At 55.5% G+C, this 18081-nt stretch carries 14 protein-coding genes; 6 read left to right on the forward strand and 8 right to left on the reverse strand.

Annotated features, from left to right (window positions below):
- Positions 1-17 precede the first annotated feature (17 nt).
- Positions 18-1358, reverse strand: coding sequence for a sulfatase-like hydrolase/transferase (locus EI77_RS05025; protein ID WP_133793643.1), 1341 nt, complete (start codon positions 1356-1358; stop codon positions 18-20).
- A 564-nt stretch (positions 1359-1922) separates the two neighbouring features.
- Between EI77_RS05025 and EI77_RS05030 the strand changes: the two genes are divergently transcribed.
- The 3 genes from EI77_RS05030 to EI77_RS23550 all read left to right on the forward strand — a co-directional run bounded on the left by EI77_RS05030 (position 1923) and on the right by EI77_RS23550 (position 4705).
- Positions 1923-3695, forward strand: coding sequence for a translocation/assembly module TamB domain-containing protein (locus EI77_RS05030; protein WP_166647046.1), 1773 nt, complete (start codon positions 1923-1925; stop codon positions 3693-3695).
- A gap of 72 nt (positions 3696-3767) precedes the next feature.
- The gene (locus EI77_RS05035; RefSeq protein ID WP_133793645.1) at positions 3768-4148 is read left to right on the forward strand and encodes a hypothetical protein; all 381 of its coding nucleotides are present in this window, start codon (positions 3768-3770) and stop codon (positions 4146-4148) included.
- A gap of 35 nt (positions 4149-4183) precedes the next feature.
- Positions 4184-4705 (forward strand): helix-turn-helix domain-containing protein, encoded by a 522-nt coding sequence (locus tag EI77_RS23550; RefSeq protein WP_208300266.1) that lies wholly within the window; start codon positions 4184-4186, stop codon positions 4703-4705.
- Positions 4706-4850: 145 nt separating this feature from the next.
- Here EI77_RS23550 and EI77_RS05045 read toward each other — a convergent pair whose 3' ends face one another.
- Positions 4851-5306 carry a hypothetical protein gene (locus tag EI77_RS05045; RefSeq protein ID WP_133793646.1) on the reverse strand — a complete coding sequence of 152 codons (456 nt, stop codon included), beginning with the start codon at positions 5304-5306 and terminating at the stop codon, positions 4851-4853.
- 28 nt (positions 5307-5334) lie between these two features.
- Positions 5335-6231 carry a leucine-rich repeat domain-containing protein gene (locus EI77_RS05050; protein ID WP_133793647.1) on the reverse strand — a complete coding sequence of 299 codons (897 nt, stop codon included), beginning with the start codon at positions 6229-6231 and terminating at the stop codon, positions 5335-5337.
- Positions 6232-6461: 230 nt separating this feature from the next.
- On the opposite strand from EI77_RS05050, the gene EI77_RS05055 reads away from it, so the two are divergent.
- Positions 6462-7748 (forward strand): polysaccharide pyruvyl transferase family protein, encoded by a 1287-nt coding sequence (locus tag EI77_RS05055; RefSeq protein WP_133793648.1) that lies wholly within the window; start codon positions 6462-6464, stop codon positions 7746-7748.
- Between the two features lie 7 nt (positions 7749-7755).
- Here EI77_RS05055 and EI77_RS05060 read toward each other — a convergent pair whose 3' ends face one another.
- The 5 genes from EI77_RS05060 to EI77_RS05080 form a co-directional block, all read right to left on the reverse strand.
- Entirely contained in the window at positions 7756-9402 is a 1647-nt protein-coding gene (locus tag EI77_RS05060; RefSeq protein WP_133793649.1) for a right-handed parallel beta-helix repeat-containing protein, read from the reverse strand.
- An 82-nt stretch (positions 9403-9484) separates the two neighbouring features.
- A complete protein-coding gene (locus EI77_RS05065; RefSeq protein ID WP_133793650.1) occupies positions 9485-11035 on the reverse strand; it encodes an exo-alpha-sialidase in 1551 nt (516 codons plus the stop codon).
- Between the two features lie 41 nt (positions 11036-11076).
- Positions 11077-12180 carry a sialidase family protein gene (locus EI77_RS05070; RefSeq protein WP_133793651.1) on the reverse strand — a complete coding sequence of 368 codons (1104 nt, stop codon included), beginning with the start codon at positions 12178-12180 and terminating at the stop codon, positions 11077-11079.
- A complete protein-coding gene (locus EI77_RS05075; RefSeq protein WP_133793652.1) occupies positions 12177-13751 on the reverse strand; it encodes a sodium:solute symporter family transporter in 1575 nt (524 codons plus the stop codon). The genes EI77_RS05070 and EI77_RS05075 overlap by 4 nt, the downstream gene beginning before the upstream one ends.
- Before the next feature lie 18 nt (positions 13752-13769).
- Entirely contained in the window at positions 13770-15146 is a 1377-nt protein-coding gene (locus EI77_RS05080) for an FAD-dependent oxidoreductase (RefSeq protein ID WP_133793653.1), read from the reverse strand.
- Positions 15147-15236: 90 nt separating this feature from the next.
- Between EI77_RS05080 and EI77_RS05085 the strand changes: the two genes are divergently transcribed.
- Together EI77_RS05085 and EI77_RS05090 are read left to right on the forward strand one after the other, a co-directional pair.
- Positions 15237-16283, forward strand: a complete 1047-nt coding sequence (locus EI77_RS05085) for a LacI family DNA-binding transcriptional regulator (protein ID WP_133793654.1) — start codon at positions 15237-15239, stop codon at positions 16281-16283.
- Between the two features lie 114 nt (positions 16284-16397).
- Positions 16398-18008 carry a hypothetical protein gene (locus EI77_RS05090; RefSeq protein WP_133793655.1) on the forward strand — a complete coding sequence of 537 codons (1611 nt, stop codon included), beginning with the start codon at positions 16398-16400 and terminating at the stop codon, positions 18006-18008.
- Positions 18009-18081: the final 73 nt, after the last annotated feature.

Genomic DNA, 18081 nt, shown 5'->3' on the forward strand with positions numbered 1-18081 from the left:
CCTACGGGGCGAGTGGACTATCGGGCAGCTTTTTTACCCTTGCCCTTGCCTTTTTTGGGTCGGCGCTGTTCTGCCCCATTCCAGCGCTGGTCTTCCCAGCGGGGAGGCTGCATGGAGGCATCCCATTTTTCCCAAAGCGTCTGGAGTTCGGCTTTTTTGGCGGGGTTTTCGGAAGTGAGATCTTTGGATTCACTAGGATCGGTGGAGAGGTTGACCAGCATGGGTTCCATTTCCTGGGTGGCCTTGACCAGTTTCCAGTCCCCCAGGCGCACGGCATGCTGGACGCCAAAACGGAAAAAGAGGGGGCGGGAATCGAGCTTCTCTGACTTTCCCTCAAGCAGGGGCATCAGGTTTACGCCATCCAGTTCCACGGTCGATGCAGGTGCATTGGCGGCAGCAAGGGCGGTGGGCAGGACATCAAGCTGGATGACAGGTTCATCCAGGACACGACCGGCAGGAATACGGCCTTTCCACTGGACCATCCAGGTGACACGGATGCCACCCTCCCAGACGAACCATTTGCCACCACGCAAACCGCCTTTATCCGAAAGGGCCGAGGCACCGCCATTGTCGCTGATGCAAAAGATGAGGGTATTCTCCTCCAGGGCCAGCTCGCGCAGCTTGGCCATCACCGTGCCGATGGCTTCATCCGCCTCACTGACCAAGGCCGCGTATTCCTGCTCCCGCTTGTCCAGGTGCTTATACTTTTCCAACCAGGCCGGCGAAGCGACGATGGGGGTGTGCACGGCATTGAGGGAGAGGTATAGAAAGAAGGGCTTAGCCTTATTGGAATCGATAAAACCACAGGCCTCTCGGGCATACACAGGTGAAGTGATGGGGGCACCCTTGAGTTCTTCCTGCAACTCGTTCCCGTGGTAGAAGGCGGGGGCTTTGCCCTCGCCGAGATTGCCGACAGTCCCCATGGCAAAATCAAATCCGCGTGAAGTCGGCATAAACTCGGGGGCAGTGTCTCCCAGGTGCCACTTGCCAACAATGCCGGTGGTATAACCGGCTGGCTTCAGGTGCTGAGCCATGGTGGTTTCCGTGAGCAGGAGCTCCCGTCCTGGACGGCCGACATTGGCATCATGACCGGTGCGGGCCTGATAACGCCCGGTCATCATCCCCACACGCCCTGGAGAGCAGACGCAGCCACTGGAATAGCCATTGGTAAAACGCACCCCTTGTGCGGCGATGGAATCCATATGCGGGGTGGCTGCCAGTTTACCCCCATAAGCCCCCGGTTGTGCCCAGCCCATGTCATCGATGTAAAAGACAACAATGTTAGGCTTTTCAGCCTCCGCTGCATGAAGAGAGGCGAGCGAGGTGAGGAGGAGTGAGGCGAGGAAGTGGAGTCTCATGTCGGGCGTGGTAACGAAACAGAGGTGGGGATCTGGCGCTTCATTTGCGAGGTTGTTTGGAAAAAAGATTTTCCGGGCGCGGGGAAATGAGGATGATTTACATTTTTCCCCATTTGGGGATTTTCCGATTTAACCCGTTATGAATCAAAGAATTGAGATGGGGATTTGATTTCCCCATGGGGGCTGGATGGGGACGCATGGGGAAAATTTCCCCCGAGATCTTCTAGGGGGATTCAAAGAGGTCAAAGAGCGGCATGGGTTGCGGATAACATCCATCCGGTAAGTAAGCTCACGCAAGGAGGTGCGGGGTGGACTTGGGCCAAGTGCCCAAAAAACATCTGTGAGCTGCTGCGGCACTGTTTGTGCAATCAGAACAAAAGTCTTCCCCATCACGATTGCAGATCGCGAGGCGTAACCTCTGGGGAAAACCTGTCTTTTTTGGCCCTTTTAACTCATTCCAATATGTCACTGCGCACTCATCCCTCTCTTGTCCGAAGGCTCCGCTGGCCTCTCCTTGCTGCGGTGTTATTGGGAGGGCTGGCGTGGGGAGGGTCAGAATGGCTGGTGAGCAAAGCCCGGAAGGAGGTAGATGAGCGGCTGGAAAAGCGCGGACTGGTGCTGAATGCCAAAAGCGAGTCATGGTCCCTGTGGGGAGGCATCACCTTGAAGGAGGCGACGTTGAGCAGGCTCACCGGGGATCAGCCGCCTTTGTTCGAAATCAGCGAGCTGCATGTGGATGTGCCTTGGCGGGAGGTCTGGGCAGCGAAATCTGCCATCACCCATTGGCGTGCGGAGGACGCGATCCTGGTGCTGAATGATGACCAGGGAAGCGTCACCATGGAGGGACTGACCACGGACTTTGCGGTGCGTCAGGGGACCATTGAAGTGGCGGGTTTGGGTATGCGCCAGGGGCCTTTGGTCATTGAACTGAAGGGGGAAATTTTGACAGCTACTGGAGGAGGAGGAAGCAGCGAATTTAATCCAAACTGGAATGGGCTGAGGTCGGTACTGAAAACCTTGAGCTTCAAACCGGGCAGTGACCCATTCCGCATCACAGGTCTATTTAATGTGGACCTGCGTACACCGCCCGCCATCTGGAGTGTGGATCTCCGAGGAGAAGGCAACCAAGTGAACTGGCGTGGCCTGCCGATGCAAAATGCACTAGTGGAAGGACAGGCATCCCAAGGTGGCCTGAGGCTCACGGCTAACCTCAAATTGCTCAAGGGTTCCGGATTGGTGGAACTGTCACGCGAAGGCTGGAAGGATACGCCTCTGATCATGACGGGAACACTCACCGACAGTGCAGGCCGGAGTGATGAATTTATCGGCCGCTATGAAGGGAAGGCGCGCACCGTGACGATCGAGCAGATTAGCGGTAGCGCAGATCTGGTGGAACTGGCGCAGGGGTTCCCTGCCCTGGCAGAGAAGATCCCGGCCGGGGTCACGGTGAAAACGTTTCCTGAGATCCTGGCGAAGGACTTTGTCCTGCAAACGGGAGTGCAACCGCCCGTATGGAGCCTGGCCAGTGCGCAATTCAAGACCCCAGCATCCATCGTGGTGATAGTGAGGGATCAACCGGTGAATGTGGAGAACATTACCGGAGGCCTTTCCTATCAGAAGGATCAATGGCATTTCCACAGTTTAAAAGGGAAATTGCTGGAGGGGACCTTCGCGCTGGATGCTGACTATGACGGCCAGAAGCTGACCGATGCGAAGATTTCCCTGAAGTCCCTGCGGCTGGCCCGCCTTTCTCCCTGGCTGGGCAATGTGGGGTCGGGGTTGGAGAACTCGGACCTGACGATGGACTATGCAGGCAGCATCTGCAATGACCCCGTGGACTCCACCGGGGGAGGCACCCTTGTCCTCTCGGACGCGCCCGTGGTACACATCCCGCTGCTGGAGCAGACGTATGCCCTTTTTCCAAAGCTGCTGCCGGACCGAGGCAGGGCTAGCGCAGGGTCGTTTCAAGTGACTTTTACGATGAACAATGGAGTGGCGACGATCGACCCCTTCAAGGCTAGAAGCGAGGCCCTGACGGTCACTGCAACCGGCACGGTGGATCTGGTCAAACGCCGGGTGCAAGGGCATGCCCGAGCGAACCTGCGCGGCATCGTGGGCAGGATCACCCTGCCGCTGAGCCATGTGCTGACGGATATGGAAATCAGCGGTCCGCTGGATGACATCCGTGTCTCACCCGAAGGCCCCATCGGCGGAGCCAAGAAGCTGATCGGCGGCAGTGCCGAGGCAGCGAAAGACAGCGTGAAGCTAAGCGGCGATGTTTTAAAAGAGGGTCTGAGCCTGCCCTTCCAGGCGCTGGGGATGTTTCGGGATAAGTAATCACGTTCTGAGCTTTAATGATTGTAATCGTGAGTGGATTGAGAAAGCTGGGGCTAATTAAGCCTGCCCAAAATGCTTCTTACCAAAGCCGAACGACTCTCTCTCATTTATCAGCGCCTGACGGAAGCAAATGCCGCTACGACCAGAGATGAGGCGCTTTGTCTTTTACAGCAAGTTTTCAGAGATATAGAAAACGCTCATAGCGGTATTCCAGATGAACCTGACCATCCTGGCAGGATGCATCCGCCAGTCGAAGACATGGAAGAAGATATCCCGACACTTCCCCATGCCAAACGATATCGTCACAAGCAACATTATACAGTCATTGCTAATAATGGGGCTTTCGAGATAAGACGCTTTCTTTACGGAATTCAGGATGGCAAAAAGCGCCGATTGGGAGAACAAATCGACTTTTCGAAGCTTGGTGCTGACGGCCGCGGGGTGAATGATTGACACGAACATTACATCTGTGTAATATACATACAGTTATGAATGAGGTACATCCCACCCTACTTCGCCAATTCGTTGAGAGCCTTGAAGTGCTTTATCCAGAGGCCGAGATCGTGATTGAGCGAGGAGGCAAGTCTTCCGGCATATGGTGGATCGACATCGCCTCAGGCACTGTCCACGTGGTGGTGCAATGGACCCCGACTCTTGGTTTTAGTCTTGAAGAGGTGAGCAGCGAACCTGTCTATGGGGAACTGCCAGTCGAGCGATATAGAACCGTGGAGTTGGCGCTGAAACGCATGACTCAGTTGCTAGCCGAATCTTCTCAAGCGGAAGCTGGCGGCGTTGGTCTGCGCGAATTACGTGATCTTCATGGAGTATCACAGACAGTTCTCGGGACCAAGCTTGGCATCAAGCAAGCCGCTGTTTCCCGTGTCGAGCACCGCAGCGACCTGCATTTGGACACTTTGATGGCCATTGTACAAGCTCTTGGTGGCACGTTGGAAATCCGCGCGCGGTTTCCAGATTGTGTAGTGCCAATGAGGTTCACGACGAATTCGTAGAACTCTAAAAGAGCCGCCCAGAGGATATAAAGAAAGCAGCTTTCCAGGTGCTTTGAGACGACCTGCTCACACTTCCCCCGCAAGGTGGGTGAAGAGAGCGTAGCGGACGATGTGAAGACCTGATTTATTGCGCGCGGCTAGCGCTTTATTCATTCGGCAAGCGGCTGGTGTCTGCCTGCTGGATTTCATACAGGCGGACCACGGAATCACGGCTGAGGACGATGAGGGTAAAGACACCTAGCAAGGTGCCGATAGGAAACTGCATGCAGTTTAACCCGGCGACGACCATCGAAAACGTTCGACGAACCCTGGCCCTGATGCTGAGGCCGGCAAGCAATGTCAACACTGCGGAGGCGAGAATCATCACCCCCATAATCAGGTAAAACCACTGCATGCCGGTGACGATGAGTGCGGGATCAAAGGGAGGTGGCTCCTTGGCTTTTTCCCAAAGTTTGGGATTGGAAAAAACGGCATTCATGATGCTGTAATGCAGGACGAGGAAGGCCATGCCTGCCAGACCGAAGCCAGCGCAGACATAATGACAGATGACCAGACTGCGGAGATGTTCCCGGTCTTTGCTGGGGAGTGGTGGTGGCGACATGGGTGGAATGGACCTAACAAATGATGATTTATTTCCCAATCTGAGCCCAGAAGGCGGCCGGAGGGAGGAGATCGCTGCCGGTTTCATCAAAACGAGTGCCGATTTCGGTAAGGGGAAGTGCCTTGGCGGCATCCAGCCCGGCTGTGATGGTGGCGGGGGTGAAGACGAGGCGCGTCAGGCGCATGCCAGCGAGGGGGGACAAATCTGTCACCGGAGTCTCACCAATGTGAAGACGCTGAAGGGAGCTGCCGCTGAGCGGGGACAGATCCTGCACCTGGGTGCGATGCAGGGTGAGTGAGACGAGGGGGATGCCTTTCAGTCCGCTGATGCTAGAGACTGGGGTGCCGGTGAGCCAGAGCATCTGGATGGGGCATTTGGAAAGAGGGGAGACATCGGTGACTTTGGTATCCACGGCGTTCAGTTCGACAAGGGGGGCTCCTTCGAGGGCGCTGAGATCCGAGACGGGGGTACGGCTGAGGTACAATTTCTCCAAGGGCATGCCACGCAGCGGGGAGAGATCCGTTACGGGGCTGTCTTCGAGGTAAAGCTCAACGAGCTTCATGCCTTTAAGGGGGCGGATGTCCTGGATGGGTGTGCCGCTGAGGTCCAGGGCGAGGGGTTTTAATTTTTCCAGGAAGACGAGGTTGGTGACTTTAGCCTCGCGGAGGTTCAGGGCGATGGGCTGGCCGTCCTCAATGCTGAACTCGCCATTGCCGGCGTATTCGTGGTTGTGGTATTTGATCTCCGTGTGGAGCTTTTCAGCGGTCCAGTAGGTTGCTGTGGGGGCTGCGGGCGCTGGCTGAGCTGCGGTGGTGGGGACACTGGCCGGTGCTGGGACGGCGGCAGATGGCGCGGAGCTTTTTTCTTCGCCGCAGGAGGTGAGAAAGAGGGCGAGTGAGCAGGCGGTAAGGGAGCGGCGGATCATGGACAAAAGGGAACGGTGGGGAAACGGCGGGATTTCAGGGGAAGAGAAGATGACACTAAATACGCCATCAGGATGATGGTTTCCGTCCTGGAGACAAGTGTTTCTGCTGCTATCTCAATCCATCCTGCTGGGCCTTTGGAATCATGGCAGGTTTCGAGGTGTGCGCATTTCTACAGCTGGCACGCCATACCTTTATTGACGGGAGTCATGAACGGCTTTTGACTCAGTGCATGCCTGTTTCTTCTGTCCTCAAACGCCGCCAGTTCATCCGCCAAGCCTCTGCTACCGTGACGGCTTCGGCGGTGTTTGCCAACTTGTTTGCAGCGGGTGGCCGGGCACCGCGAATCGTGCTGCGTTCTTCGTGGCAGACGGTGAACATTGGGGACATCGGCCACACGCCGGGGGTGCTGGCGCTGATCGAAAAACATATCCCGGAGGCGGAGGTGACCCTGTGGCCGATGGATGTGCGCAACGGGGTGGAGGAGATGCTGAGGAAGCGCTTTCCGAAACTGCGCATTGTGACGGAAAAGGCGGAGGCTTTTGAATGTGATTTTCTGGTGCATGGCTCGGGTCCGTATCTGACGGCGCATCGCGATGTGGCGGCGTGGAAAAAGGAAACGGGGAAGCCCTACGGAGTGTATGGCATCACCATGGCGGCGGCGGGTGACCCAGGACTGAAAATCATGCGCAACAATGGCCTGGACGAGTATTGCAGAGAGCTGCTAGACGGAGCGAGCTTTGTGTTTTTGCGCGATGGGAAATCACTGGAAGTGGTGAAGAATGCCGGAGTGAAAGCTCCGGTGATTGAATTTGGTCCGGATGGGGCTTTTGCGGCGGATGTGCGCGATGATGAGAAGGCGCTGGCCTTTCTAAAAGAGCACAGTTTGGAAGAGGGAAAGTTTATGTGCTTCCTGCCCAACCTGCGCAACGCCCCCTACTGGAAGGTCAAGCCTAACTATGAGTTTAACGAAGCCAAGCACCTGCGAAATGAAGAGATGAAGGAGCATGACCATGCGCCGCTGCGGGATGCGATGATCGCGATCGTGCGTGAAACTGGCATGAAAATATTGGTGTGTCCCGAGGACTCCACCCAGATGGAAACTGGCAAGGAGCTGCTGGTGGATCCGCTGCCGGAGGATGTGAAGGCAAAGGTGGTGTGGCGGGAAAATTTCTGGCTGACGAATGAAGCGATCAGCACCTATGTGCGCTCAGCAGGACTGGTGAGTAATGAGATGCATAGCCCGATCATGGCCATCGGGAATGGGATTCCGGCGATTGTCTGCCGGTTTGTGGAGCAGACGACCAAGGGCTTCATGTGGGAGGACATCGGGCTAGGCGAATGGTTGTTCGATCTGGACAAACCCGAGGAGCTAGCACGGGTGGCCCCGACGGCTTTGGCCATCGCAAAAGATCCGGCGGCTGCCCGAAAGAAGGCGGCCAAGGCGCGTGAATTTGTGCAGCAGCGGCAACATGACACCATGGCCATCCTGAAAAAGGCGGCGAGCGGAGCGGCCTAACAAATCTTTATCTTCTGCCGTGATTGAATCCAACGGGGGCGTTTTTGACCTCGGCTCCCTGGTTCTCACGGAAGATGAGATTCTCGCAGGAAGGATCCACGACAATGTGAGCAGTGCGGTTTTGGAAAACGTTGCCGGTCATCTGAATATCGCGGCCATTGGGGGCAAAGGTGACGGCGTCTTCGGGAGCGGAGTCGCCGAGGGCAAAGACGTTGTCTTTGACGATGACGGGACCGTAACTGGCACCTTCTTCATAAAGGGTGAAATAGAGTTCAGGAAAAGCCACGGGCTTACCGGTCTGGAAAGCGATGCGGCCCCGGCGCATATCGGGCTCATTTTTGGTGGTGTTGTTCACGAACACATTGCCCTGAAGGATGAAGTTTTTGGGCTGGTTGATCCAGCTTCCACGGCCGCCGTTGCGGAAGGTATTGCCGGTGATGGTGACGTCGGTACAGGATTTTTCGACACTCATGACACGGGAGCCATTGGTTCCATCGATGAGGTTGCCGGTGATGGTGGCATTTTGGCAAAATTCGGCCAGGAAAAAGGCCCCCATGCGAGAGCCGAGGATCTGATTATTCGCAAAGACGATGTTGCGGCAACCCTGGATATGCATGGTGTCGCCCAGGGCGCTGAGCTGGCAGCCAGTGACGCGGACATCTTTGGTGCCAGTGATATCAAAGGCTCCCTTGCCAGGGCCGGCTCCGGTGGGTGCCCAGGCGGAATAGCAGGCGGAGAGGTTGTAGCACAAACTGGTGGCGGGTCCTGCGTTTCCATCAAATTTCAGAGGCGGACCACCAAGCTGGTCAGATATCTTGATATACTTTTCGTTAGTCCCGACAATGAAATACTGGCGTCCATGGAGTATGTTTTTGGGCAAGTCTGTGGTGAGGAAGGTAATGACCTCGCGAGGCTCGTCCGTCAGGCTCACGACCAATGGCTTGATGCGGTTATCAAACCGCACTCGATCATCGCCATCCTCCATGACGAGGTTGTCGTGGACCATGTCCATTCTAAAGTATTGCTTTGCGCGTTCCACCTCCCAAGCTTCATAAGCATCAGGCCAGGTGAGGATCTGCCAGAGGTAACCGTAGTCCCACATGAATTTGCCGCTGCGAAGAAGCGTGCAGCTTTCCACTGCCACTCTCTCAGCATGGGTGATGACCTGCCCATCTCTGCCTTTTTGGGTGAGGCCGTGCACACCGATGACGGCACCGGCGACGCCGTTTGATTTCACATCCCGAAAGAGGATGTCGTGCGTGGCACCGCCCTCGGTCGTGGTGATCTCGATGGCTTTGGTATTCACACTTGGCTCCCAAGCATTCTCCTTCTGGGCTGGGTCAAACACATGGCCGATGAACTCGCCGCCTAACCAGGTGAAGTGGACTAGGTCTGTACCCTGGAAGAGTATGATGCGGGACTTATCGCCTAACTTTTCAGGCAGGTGAAAGCGCGCTCCGTAAGCGGAGACGGTGGTGTTGGATGATAACGTGATAGGCACTACACCATCCAGATGATAATCGCCTGGCGGAATTGTGACGATGCCGCCTGCCTGGGCGGCTGGGGCGAGCAGGGTGGCAATTTTCGCCGTATCATCAGCACGGATGACGCCAATGATCCATAGACAGAGGAGAAGAGGAATAAATGCTTTCATTGCGAGGAGTTTAACGAATTTTGCGCGCTCAACTCCACGACAAAGAATAGGTGAAATGCGTCATTTCTCTGACTGAGGACGACTATTCCTTCACCAATGCCTCGATATCAAAGGCTGAGACTTCGATATCCTCTTTGTTAGTCGCATAGATGACCCACAGCTTGCCATCGTGCTCGATGGCGTGGGAATACTGAAAGCTGTGATCGTTTTTGGCACCGCCTGGATAGCGGCGCGCGGGTGACCCGACGCGAAGATTTTTGGGGGAACCGAAGGTCCAGCCATCACGACTGACGCTGATGCTCAGTGGATCGCGCCCGGTCTCCATGGGATTGTTGATGAGGTAATACAAGCCGTTGCTCAGCCTGCCCGCCATGTTTTTGCTGACGGCATCTGGATAGTTGGTCTTCACGGGAAGTGTCCAGGTATCGCCATTATCAAAGCTGAGGGAATGATAAAGCCGACGAGTTTTGGCCTGATCGCGGATGATGAGGTGTAATGTGCCGTCCGCATCTGCATAGGATGAGGTTTCGCTCATGCGATAATCGGGCGGAAAGTTGGGGTGCTTCTTCACCTCCCACTGCGCTTTTCCAGGAAGGGAACGGGCGGTGAAAAAATGTGCCCGCTCATCCCGCCAGACAAAAAAGTCACGGCCTGCGACTTTCATGGGTGGGAAGTAAACCATGCAGTTGTCCGCAAACACACCGAGGTCTTTCCAGCCGTCCTTCGTCCACTGGAGACGTACGAGTTTGGCCTCAGCCCAGATCTTGCCTTTCTTGTCGCTGCCTTCGTTCAGGCAGCCTAAAGCGTAGAGTTTTCCATCCTCCACATACAAACCGGAGGCAAGCCAACGCAGAGGGCCGACTTCGCCATCGGGATCCCCGGCCACGACTCCGGAATCGCTCCATTTCAGGCCATCCTTGCTGGTGGCGTAACGGATGAACTGATTGCTGCTGTCTTCATCGACACGACCTGAAGACCAGGTGGCCCAAAATTTGCCTTCATGATGGGCGATGTAGGAATGGAGATTGAACTGCCATTGGCCTTCCTCAGCACGGAAGACCATGGATGTCTGTGATGGGACGAGCGGCAGGGAGGCGGGATTTGAAAGGAGGCCGTCTTGCTTTAAAAGCTGAGCCGGATCGCGCTTTTCGTCTTTAGGCAGGGTGGCCCAGGGAGTGGAGTTTTTTAGCAGAGCTTGTGTCAGCGTTTCTTCGAGTGATTTGGCATCGGCTTTCTGGCCAGGTTCACGCCAGATAATGTGCGCATCGATTTTTTCAAGACGGGTGCGGATTTGTGTCGTGGCATCACCGTCAGCAGACAGGTTGATGACAAGGACGTGCCAGGTGCGGGCGAGCATTCTTTTTCCTTCCGCACTTTTAATTAGGCCGAGCAATTGTTCTACCGTCTCCGTTTTTTGATCGAGTCGATAGAGTGTGGTGACGTCTTCCATCGATGTCTGGACGGATTCGACAATGGCTGGGGACAGCGGTTGGCCCAAGAGCAGTACGGAACTGCGGGAGGGCCGCGATTTACCCACGGGTAGCAAGGGTTTTGGCACAAGATCGGCGGCGGGAGATGCCAGGGTCCAGACCAGCATCGTGGCAAGGAGTGTGATGATGTATGGGCGATTCATGGTTGGAGTGGTGAGGAAAGGATGCCTTTTTTCGAACTGGATCACGGTTGCCAAAGGGTGGCTTCAATGTGCTGCTGCGGTCTTTCCTGAGTCGAATAGTAATAGATGACCGTGACGCGGCCATCGTCTCTCAAGGCGGCACGAGTGTAACCGAGATCCCATTTGCGACCGGCTTCACGCAGAGTGATTTCTTCACTCCAGGTGGCACCAGCGTCTTCACTGATCTTAGCGGAGATGCTGCAGGGGACCTTGCGACGGTTGCCATAGATGGCGGCCACTTTTCCGCCATCCAGGCTGAGCAAGGTCACTGGATTGGTGGCACCTTTTTCGAGGATGCTGAGGGGCTGCCAGGAATGTCCATTGTCCGAGGACTGCTGGATGCTGCTCCACTTGCGGCTCTTGATGCGGTGACGCAAGGCGCAGATGAGATGGCCATTTTCCAATCGGATGACGGAGGGCATGGTGGAGCTGACATCGTCGCCATTTGGAATAACTTCACCGATGGTTTCATCGAGGGGGTCGGGACCGATCCATGAGAGGAAATGGAAGGTTTTGCCGCCGTCCAATGTCTCCACTGAACAGGAGCGAATGCGTGAACCACGGCCGTCGCTAACCGTGCAGGGAATAAAAAATAGGCAGGAGCTTTTGCCAGTGACTATATAGCTGGTGCGTGCGTCCATGGACTGGCCAAAGCTGGGGATTTTGAAAGGCCCTTGCCACTGGCGACCACGATTGATGGAAGTATAGAAAAAGCGACCGCGCAGTTTCATAGCGAAGTCAGGATGCGTGAAATCCACTCCACCAGGGGCGACGAGGCTACTCTCTGGTTGTCCCAACATGGCTGGGGGCACGACGTGATCATGATTTTCCAAGGCCCAGGTGATGCCGCCATCCAGGCTCCTGGCAAAGGCAATGCGCTGGCGGCCACTGAAGCTGTGCAAGTGGCCACGTTCTTCAAATTTAGCCACATTGAATCCGACCAGGATTTCATCTCCCCAGTTCCACAGACCTTCATTGGCAGGCCATCCCGCGAAGCTGTCCTCGCGATGAAACACAAGCGACTGTTGAGTTTTCGGTGCTTGAGCCCATATGCTGCTGGAGAGCAGAAGCTGGATGAAAAAACAGGCGGACAGAAAGGTCTTCATGAAGGCTCTTTGTCGTTGGGATTTTCCATTGGGCGATCCCAGATGGTGAGATGGCTGAGGTCTCGGTTCGCGGCAGGCAGAGCTTTGGCGGCGAGGGCGCAGGAAGTGAGCATCACCCCGTTGGCCAAGATGGAAGTATAATAAGGATCAAAGGAGCGAGGCAGGATCTTAAACTGCATCAGGAGCGCATATCCTGTGAAGGCAACTGTTGAGGCGATGCCGACCAACACGGCGCGATGATCTCCGGCACGGGTGAACATGCCAAAGAGAAAGGCCCCCGAGATACCGCCCCCGAACAGGGCTGTCATGGTTATGGAAGCATCCATGATGGTCTTCGTATCCGCCAGATGAAACAGAACCGCACCGCCCATCATGAGCAGGGTGAATGCGGCAGAGGCGATTTTCCCGGAGCGTAAATAATGACCATCGCTGCGTCCCCTAACCAAATATTTGCGCTGGATGTCATTCACCCAGACCATGCTGGCGGCACTGACGCAGCAGCCGAGGCTGGACATGCCTGCGGCAAGCGCGGCGGACACCACCAGACCTGCCATACCGACTGGCAAAGCGGTGAGAATAAAATGCGGCAGAATGTCTTCGGACTTGCGTGATCCGGCAAGGATGGCCGCAGAGGCAGCATCTGGATGTTGCTGGTAATATACCCAAAGACAGGTGCCGAGGAACATGAAAGTGGTCCAGACAGGCAAGGCCCCCAGACCAAGTACCACCATGGATTTTCGGGCCTCCTTGACGGACTTCGCCGAACACCAACGCTGCACCGTATCCTGATCCAACTGCCCGGCGATGTACTGGGATGCGCCTACCAACATAAGCATCCACATCGTTTTCTCTGATAAGGCCCAGCCGCTGCGCAGCGGCTCTAGAGTACCTGTAGTGACATTCAGTTCATCGAATGAAATTTTGCCCGCATTCATGGCCTGGGACCACACCTCACCGAATCCACCAGGCACAGCATTTAGAACAACCACCACGCATACCAACGCGCCGAGAATGAGGACTACGGTTTGCAAAACCTCCGTCCAGATCACAGCCTCGAAGCCACCTATCGTGGCATACAGACCGGTTAGACCGGCAGCCAACACGATGCACCAGGGGACGGCAAGACCTGAGAGACTGGCAAGTAACACTGCCAGTAAATAGGTGATGGTGGCCATTCGCACAATCTGCGCTGCCATGTAAACACACGCGGCATAGGCAGCCACCGGTGCGCCAAACCGAAGGTGTAAATACTGATAAGCGGATGTCACTTTTCCCTGGCGGAAAAAGGGGATGAATACCCATGCGGCCAGCAGTGCGACGAATGGGAAAGCGAGATTGGGCAGCAACCGCACCCAAGATGTTTTAAAGCTGTCCGCCGGATATCCGATGAACGTCATTGAACTGATGGTGCCGCCGATAAAGCTGAGACCAACAGCCCAGCCCGGAAAGTTACGTCCCCCCAAATAATAGCGGTCCGTGCTGCGACTCTTCCGGGTGAACCACAGGCCCACGGTCAATGTCACCGCGAAGTAAGCGATGATGACCAGCAGATCTACCCAGTGGAGGTTCATGATTTTTGAATAAGAATTTTAGGCCGAAGATGATCCATTCCAAGGTGGGCCGAAATCTGGACCTTCTGCCATATACGGGATTTGATCCCGCACCCATTCCCCAGGAATTTCGGATACGGCACAATGACGCAATGTCGCCTCAGCAACAGCGATGCCTGCAGCCTCACCAATGCCATGCATGGTGGCCATCACCCGCACTGCTGCTGCGGCTTCATGGGTGGCTGAAAGGGCACGGCAGGCGACGAGAAGATTTGGGCAATCCACAGGGACCAGACTGCGGAAAGGGACTTCGTAATAGTCATCCTTGGGGGGACCATACTCGGCTTTCACCTGGCCTTTGGCACCTTCCTGCTGATGCACGTCCTTGGCACCTGCCGGATTATGAATGTCGATAAAATAACGTGAACGGGCGATGCCATCCGGGAACTTGCGCGCCTGGACAATGTCTTCCTGTGTCATGGTGTGCAGACCGTGGATATGCCGGGTCTCGCGAACGCCGACCTGGCAGGCGATTTTTTCAAGATAAGCCTCGGAGAAACAGGGCACCGCTTTGCACAACCAATCCGACATCACATAGGCTTGGCGGCGGCCTTCCATCTCCGCAGCAGAGAGATCTTCAGCACTCAGTCCGGACACATGATTGATGCGGGTCATGTTAAAATGAAGCACGCCCGGCCTAGGGTAGTCGTAGAAGTGGATGAAGTTCCGGTAAGGATAGTGCAGATCCCCGGCGGCAAGGGCCTTTTGAAAATAAGGTTCTATCAAAGCGCGGGCCTTGCGCAGGCTGCCAGTGGCCAGCATGGCGCTCTTGTCCACATTGGCCATGCGAAAGCTCACGGTCATGGCCTGGGTGAGGCCATCCTCAGGACGGCCTATGGTAAAACCACACCCGGCCAGGGCGGCCAGATCCGCATCACCCGAGGCATCGATAAAATTATTCGCGGAGAAGCTTTCGCTGCCGCCTTTGGAAGCAAGACTGATGGATAGCAAACGTCGTCCTTCAAGTTGCACACCTGTAATGTAAGAGTGATAACGAACGATCACGCCAGCCTCCATCAACAGGGCGTCATACACTCTTTTGAGAAGCTCCTCATCAAAGGCTGAATCCGAAAGTGCTGAGCCATATCCCCCGCCCTGCTGCAACCTGAGCGCGACTTCTTTAAAGATGCCGCCAGTCAATGAGGCCCGCCTGCCTCCTTGCTCATCCACATGGTCATGCCAGGCGTGACCGGCCCATGGATTCACCAGACCGGCCGTGGCCATGCCACCGCAAAAGCCGTAGCGCTCCACCAGCAGTGTCCTAGCCCCGCGCCGTGCCGCTGACAAGGCAGCGGCCACGCCTGCGGGTCCGCCGCCGGAGACGATCACATCATAATGGGAAGAGGGTGGTGTCATTCTGAGCCAAATATGAATGCGCCTTAGCTTGCAAGAACAGCTTCATTCCACTTTTACTGTAAAGTGAAAACAGAGGCTTTATATGAGCTCATGAAAAACCGTATCTCTCAGCGTGATCTGGCACTGATGGCCGGAGTATCTCCGATGACGGTGTCCCTGGCTTTACGGGGGCATTCCTCCATTCCCGAAGCCACCCGCGTGAAGATTCGCAAGCTGGCGGAAAAGCATCGCTACCGGCCCGACCCTGCGCTGGCGGCTCTGAATGCCTACCGTATTCAGGGGCGTACGCGGCAGTTTCAGGGAACACTGAGCTGGCTGACGACCTTCTCCACAGCGGATGGATGGCGAGGCATGATTCACGCAGAAGGTTATTTCCATGGAGCCGAAGTGAGGGCCAATGAGCTTGGCTATCAACTGGAGCCGTTCTGGCTAAATGAGCCAGGGCTTAGCCCGAAACGGGCCGCCCAAATCCTGCTGGCCCGTGGCATTCAGGGAATCATCATCGCGCCTTTGCCCGTGACGCACGGTGAAATCAAGTTCGACTGGAAACCTTTCTCCTCGGTGGCTTTGGGCTATTCTTTGCGGCAGCCACAAATGCATGTGGTGATGAATCATCAGTCTCGAAATATGAAGCAGACAGTGCATCGTTTGCATGCCCTGGGTTACCAGAGAATCGGCCTGGCACTGCCCTCAGCCAACAATGCACGGGTGGACCAGAACTACCTCAGTGGCTACCTCATCGCCCAGCGTGAAACCGGGGGAGAAAGCCTGGAGCCGCTGCTGGCGGATGTCTTTGATGCCCCCACATTTCAATCTTGGTTAGACCTTGAACGCCCCGACAGTGTGATCGTTTCACCGGCCTGGATCAACCAAGTTACGGAGTGGCTGGCCAATGTCGGCCTGAAGGTGCCGAAGCATATCGGTCTGGCCGCTGCCTCCATTCCTGACATGCCGAATGCCGTCAGCGGCATGGACGAAGATCCGGCCCTCATCGGACGTATGGCCGTGGATGCCGTGGTGGGGATGATTCAACGCCAGGAATGTGGGGTGCCAGCACGCCCCTGGAGCTTACTGGCGGAGGGAGTGTGGTCACCAGGGAAAACTGTGCGCCGCATCAAGCTCACTGAGATGACATAACTCTGGGCTAACAATTAACATCCCAAGCTGATACCTCACCGCACTGGTGCCGGGGAGTTGTGCCCCCCGTGAAAGAAATACACCTGTCCGTCCCGTGATAAAGGCATGCAACCGATGACTGTTCATCACTTTATTCTCCTTCAAGGCAGATTCATTGCCACCATTCTAATAACGGCTTTTCTGACTGCTTCCAGCGGCATGGCAGAGGAGCTGTTTGACGAAACCCAAGTCACGACACTCTTCGCTTTTGACAATGTCTCCATACCCCATGTCCAAAACCTGCGAATGGAAATGCGGAGTCCAAAAAAGCATCCGAGTAATCCTGTGCTTACCCGAGGTGCAGCGGGCACGCCGGATGCGAAAGGGGTTCAGTTTTACGGCTCCATCATCCGTGAAAATAACAAATATCGCCTATGGTATGTGGCCTTCGATGATGACAAAACCAACAAGGTGGCCTCATCGCGCTGGCGCGCCGCCTATGCGGAAAGCGACGATGGTCTCAACTGGGTCAAACCCAACCTTGGCCTGGTCGAATTCGCAGGCAACAAGAACAACAATCTCATCCTTACGCAACCTGCCCCTTTTGGTTTCGTCAACGTCAAGGTGCTCCTCGACCCAGAAGATCCAGATCCCGCCCGGCGCTACAAAATCTCTTCCCACGTTTACTTCCGGCACAACACTCGCCTGGGCACTCTGATGCCTTTTGTCAGTGCAGACGGTCTGACGTGGAGGAGTGAACGGGAGATCATCACTAAGAAGGCAGAGTTGCAGAAGAAGGACGTCCTTCTTCCAGGTATTCACTTTGAACCTTCGGGTGGGCTATATAAATGGGATGGCATGTTTTATGCCTCGGGGCAGAACTCCATGGACGCTCCCCGTCCCTATCATGGGCGTGTGGCACGTGTTTATCGCTCCCCAGATTTCTACCATTGGTCGCAGACCAGCAGTCTGGCCTTTACCCGCACGGCTCAAAACACTTTGTTAGGCCCAGGTCGCAGCCGCGAAGGGGAACAAACGCATGAAGGCATCAGCGTATGGAACCGGGGGAATATCCTGCTGGGTATTTCCGGCGTCTGGCACGGGGCCAAGGAATGGAAAGATGTGTCCATTGATCTCGGGTTCGTGGTTAGCAATAACGGTGTTCACTTCCGCGAGCCTGCCTATGAGCGATTGTTCTTGGAACGAGGCAAGGATGGCGAGTGGGATCAGGGCGGCCTTATTCAAGGTCAAGGTTTTGAGAACATCGGCGATGAGACCTTTGTTTACTACGGGGCCTGGGATCCGCGCCATTGGGAAGAGGAGCCACTGCGTGGTGGCGTTGGAATCGCGGTCCTGCCTCGTGACCGCTTTGGCGATCTCGTTGTAGAAAAATCGGGCGAAGGTCCAGGTGATTACCAGCTTCCAGAGGTCACCAGCGAATTCATCACCAAGGCGATTGATGTGAGGACAGGCAGCTCTCCACGCTTTTATGTTAATGCTGAGGGCTTGGGTAATGAAGCTTCCCTCAAGATTGAGCTGTTAGACGCTCAGGAGAGACCTGTCCCTGGATACTCAGGCAAAAATGCTGCTATCGTTACAAAAAGCGGCTTTCAAACTCCCGTTGAATGGAAGGGTAAGACTGGGGCTTCGGGATTGCCAAAGCGAATCTGTGTGCACGTTTCCTTTGAGGGCAAGCGCAATACCGACATCCGCTTCAGCGCTTTATATATCAGCCCCGATCTTTAGAAAAAACGCAAATCTTTCGCCTGAGGAGAGCCGCTCCTCAGGCGATCCTAATCCACTAGCAAAGGCTGATTAC

Source organism: Prosthecobacter fusiformis, assembly GCF_004364345.1.
Classification (GTDB): Bacteria; Verrucomicrobiota; Verrucomicrobiia; order Verrucomicrobiales; family Verrucomicrobiaceae; genus Prosthecobacter; species Prosthecobacter fusiformis.

What these genes read in the sequence shown, in the direction of transcription:
- EI77_RS05025 (WP_133793643.1), bottom strand. Translation starts at nt 1,358, where the DNA reads ATGAGACTCCACTTCCTCGCCTCACTCCTCCTCACCTCGCTCGCCTCT.
- EI77_RS05055 (WP_133793648.1), top strand. Translation starts at nt 6,462, where the DNA reads ATGCCTGTTTCTTCTGTCCTCAAACGCCGCCAGTTCATCCGCCAAGCC.
- EI77_RS05060 (WP_133793649.1), bottom strand. Translation starts at nt 9,402, where the DNA reads ATGAAAGCATTTATTCCTCTTCTCCTCTGTCTATGGATCATTGGCGTC.
- EI77_RS05070 (WP_133793651.1), bottom strand. Translation starts at nt 12,180, where the DNA reads ATGAAGACCTTTCTGTCCGCCTGTTTTTTCATCCAGCTTCTGCTCTCC.
- EI77_RS05085 (WP_133793654.1), top strand. Translation starts at nt 15,237, where the DNA reads ATGAAAAACCGTATCTCTCAGCGTGATCTGGCACTGATGGCCGGAGTA.
- EI77_RS05075 (WP_133793652.1), bottom strand. Translation starts at nt 13,751, where the DNA reads ATGAACCTCCACTGGGTAGATCTGCTGGTCATCATCGCTTACTTCGCG.
- EI77_RS05035 (WP_133793645.1), top strand. Translation starts at nt 3,768, where the DNA reads ATGCTTCTTACCAAAGCCGAACGACTCTCTCTCATTTATCAGCGCCTG.
- EI77_RS05050 (WP_133793647.1), bottom strand. Translation starts at nt 6,231, where the DNA reads ATGATCCGCCGCTCCCTTACCGCCTGCTCACTCGCCCTCTTTCTCACC.
- EI77_RS23550 (WP_208300266.1), top strand. Translation starts at nt 4,184, where the DNA reads ATGAATGAGGTACATCCCACCCTACTTCGCCAATTCGTTGAGAGCCTT.
- EI77_RS05090 (WP_133793655.1), top strand. Translation starts at nt 16,398, where the DNA reads ATGACTGTTCATCACTTTATTCTCCTTCAAGGCAGATTCATTGCCACC.
- EI77_RS05045 (WP_133793646.1), bottom strand. Translation starts at nt 5,306, where the DNA reads ATGTCGCCACCACCACTCCCCAGCAAAGACCGGGAACATCTCCGCAGT.
- EI77_RS05080 (WP_133793653.1), bottom strand. Translation starts at nt 15,146, where the DNA reads ATGACACCACCCTCTTCCCATTATGATGTGATCGTCTCCGGCGGCGGA.
- EI77_RS05065 (WP_133793650.1), bottom strand. Translation starts at nt 11,035, where the DNA reads ATGAATCGCCCATACATCATCACACTCCTTGCCACGATGCTGGTCTGG.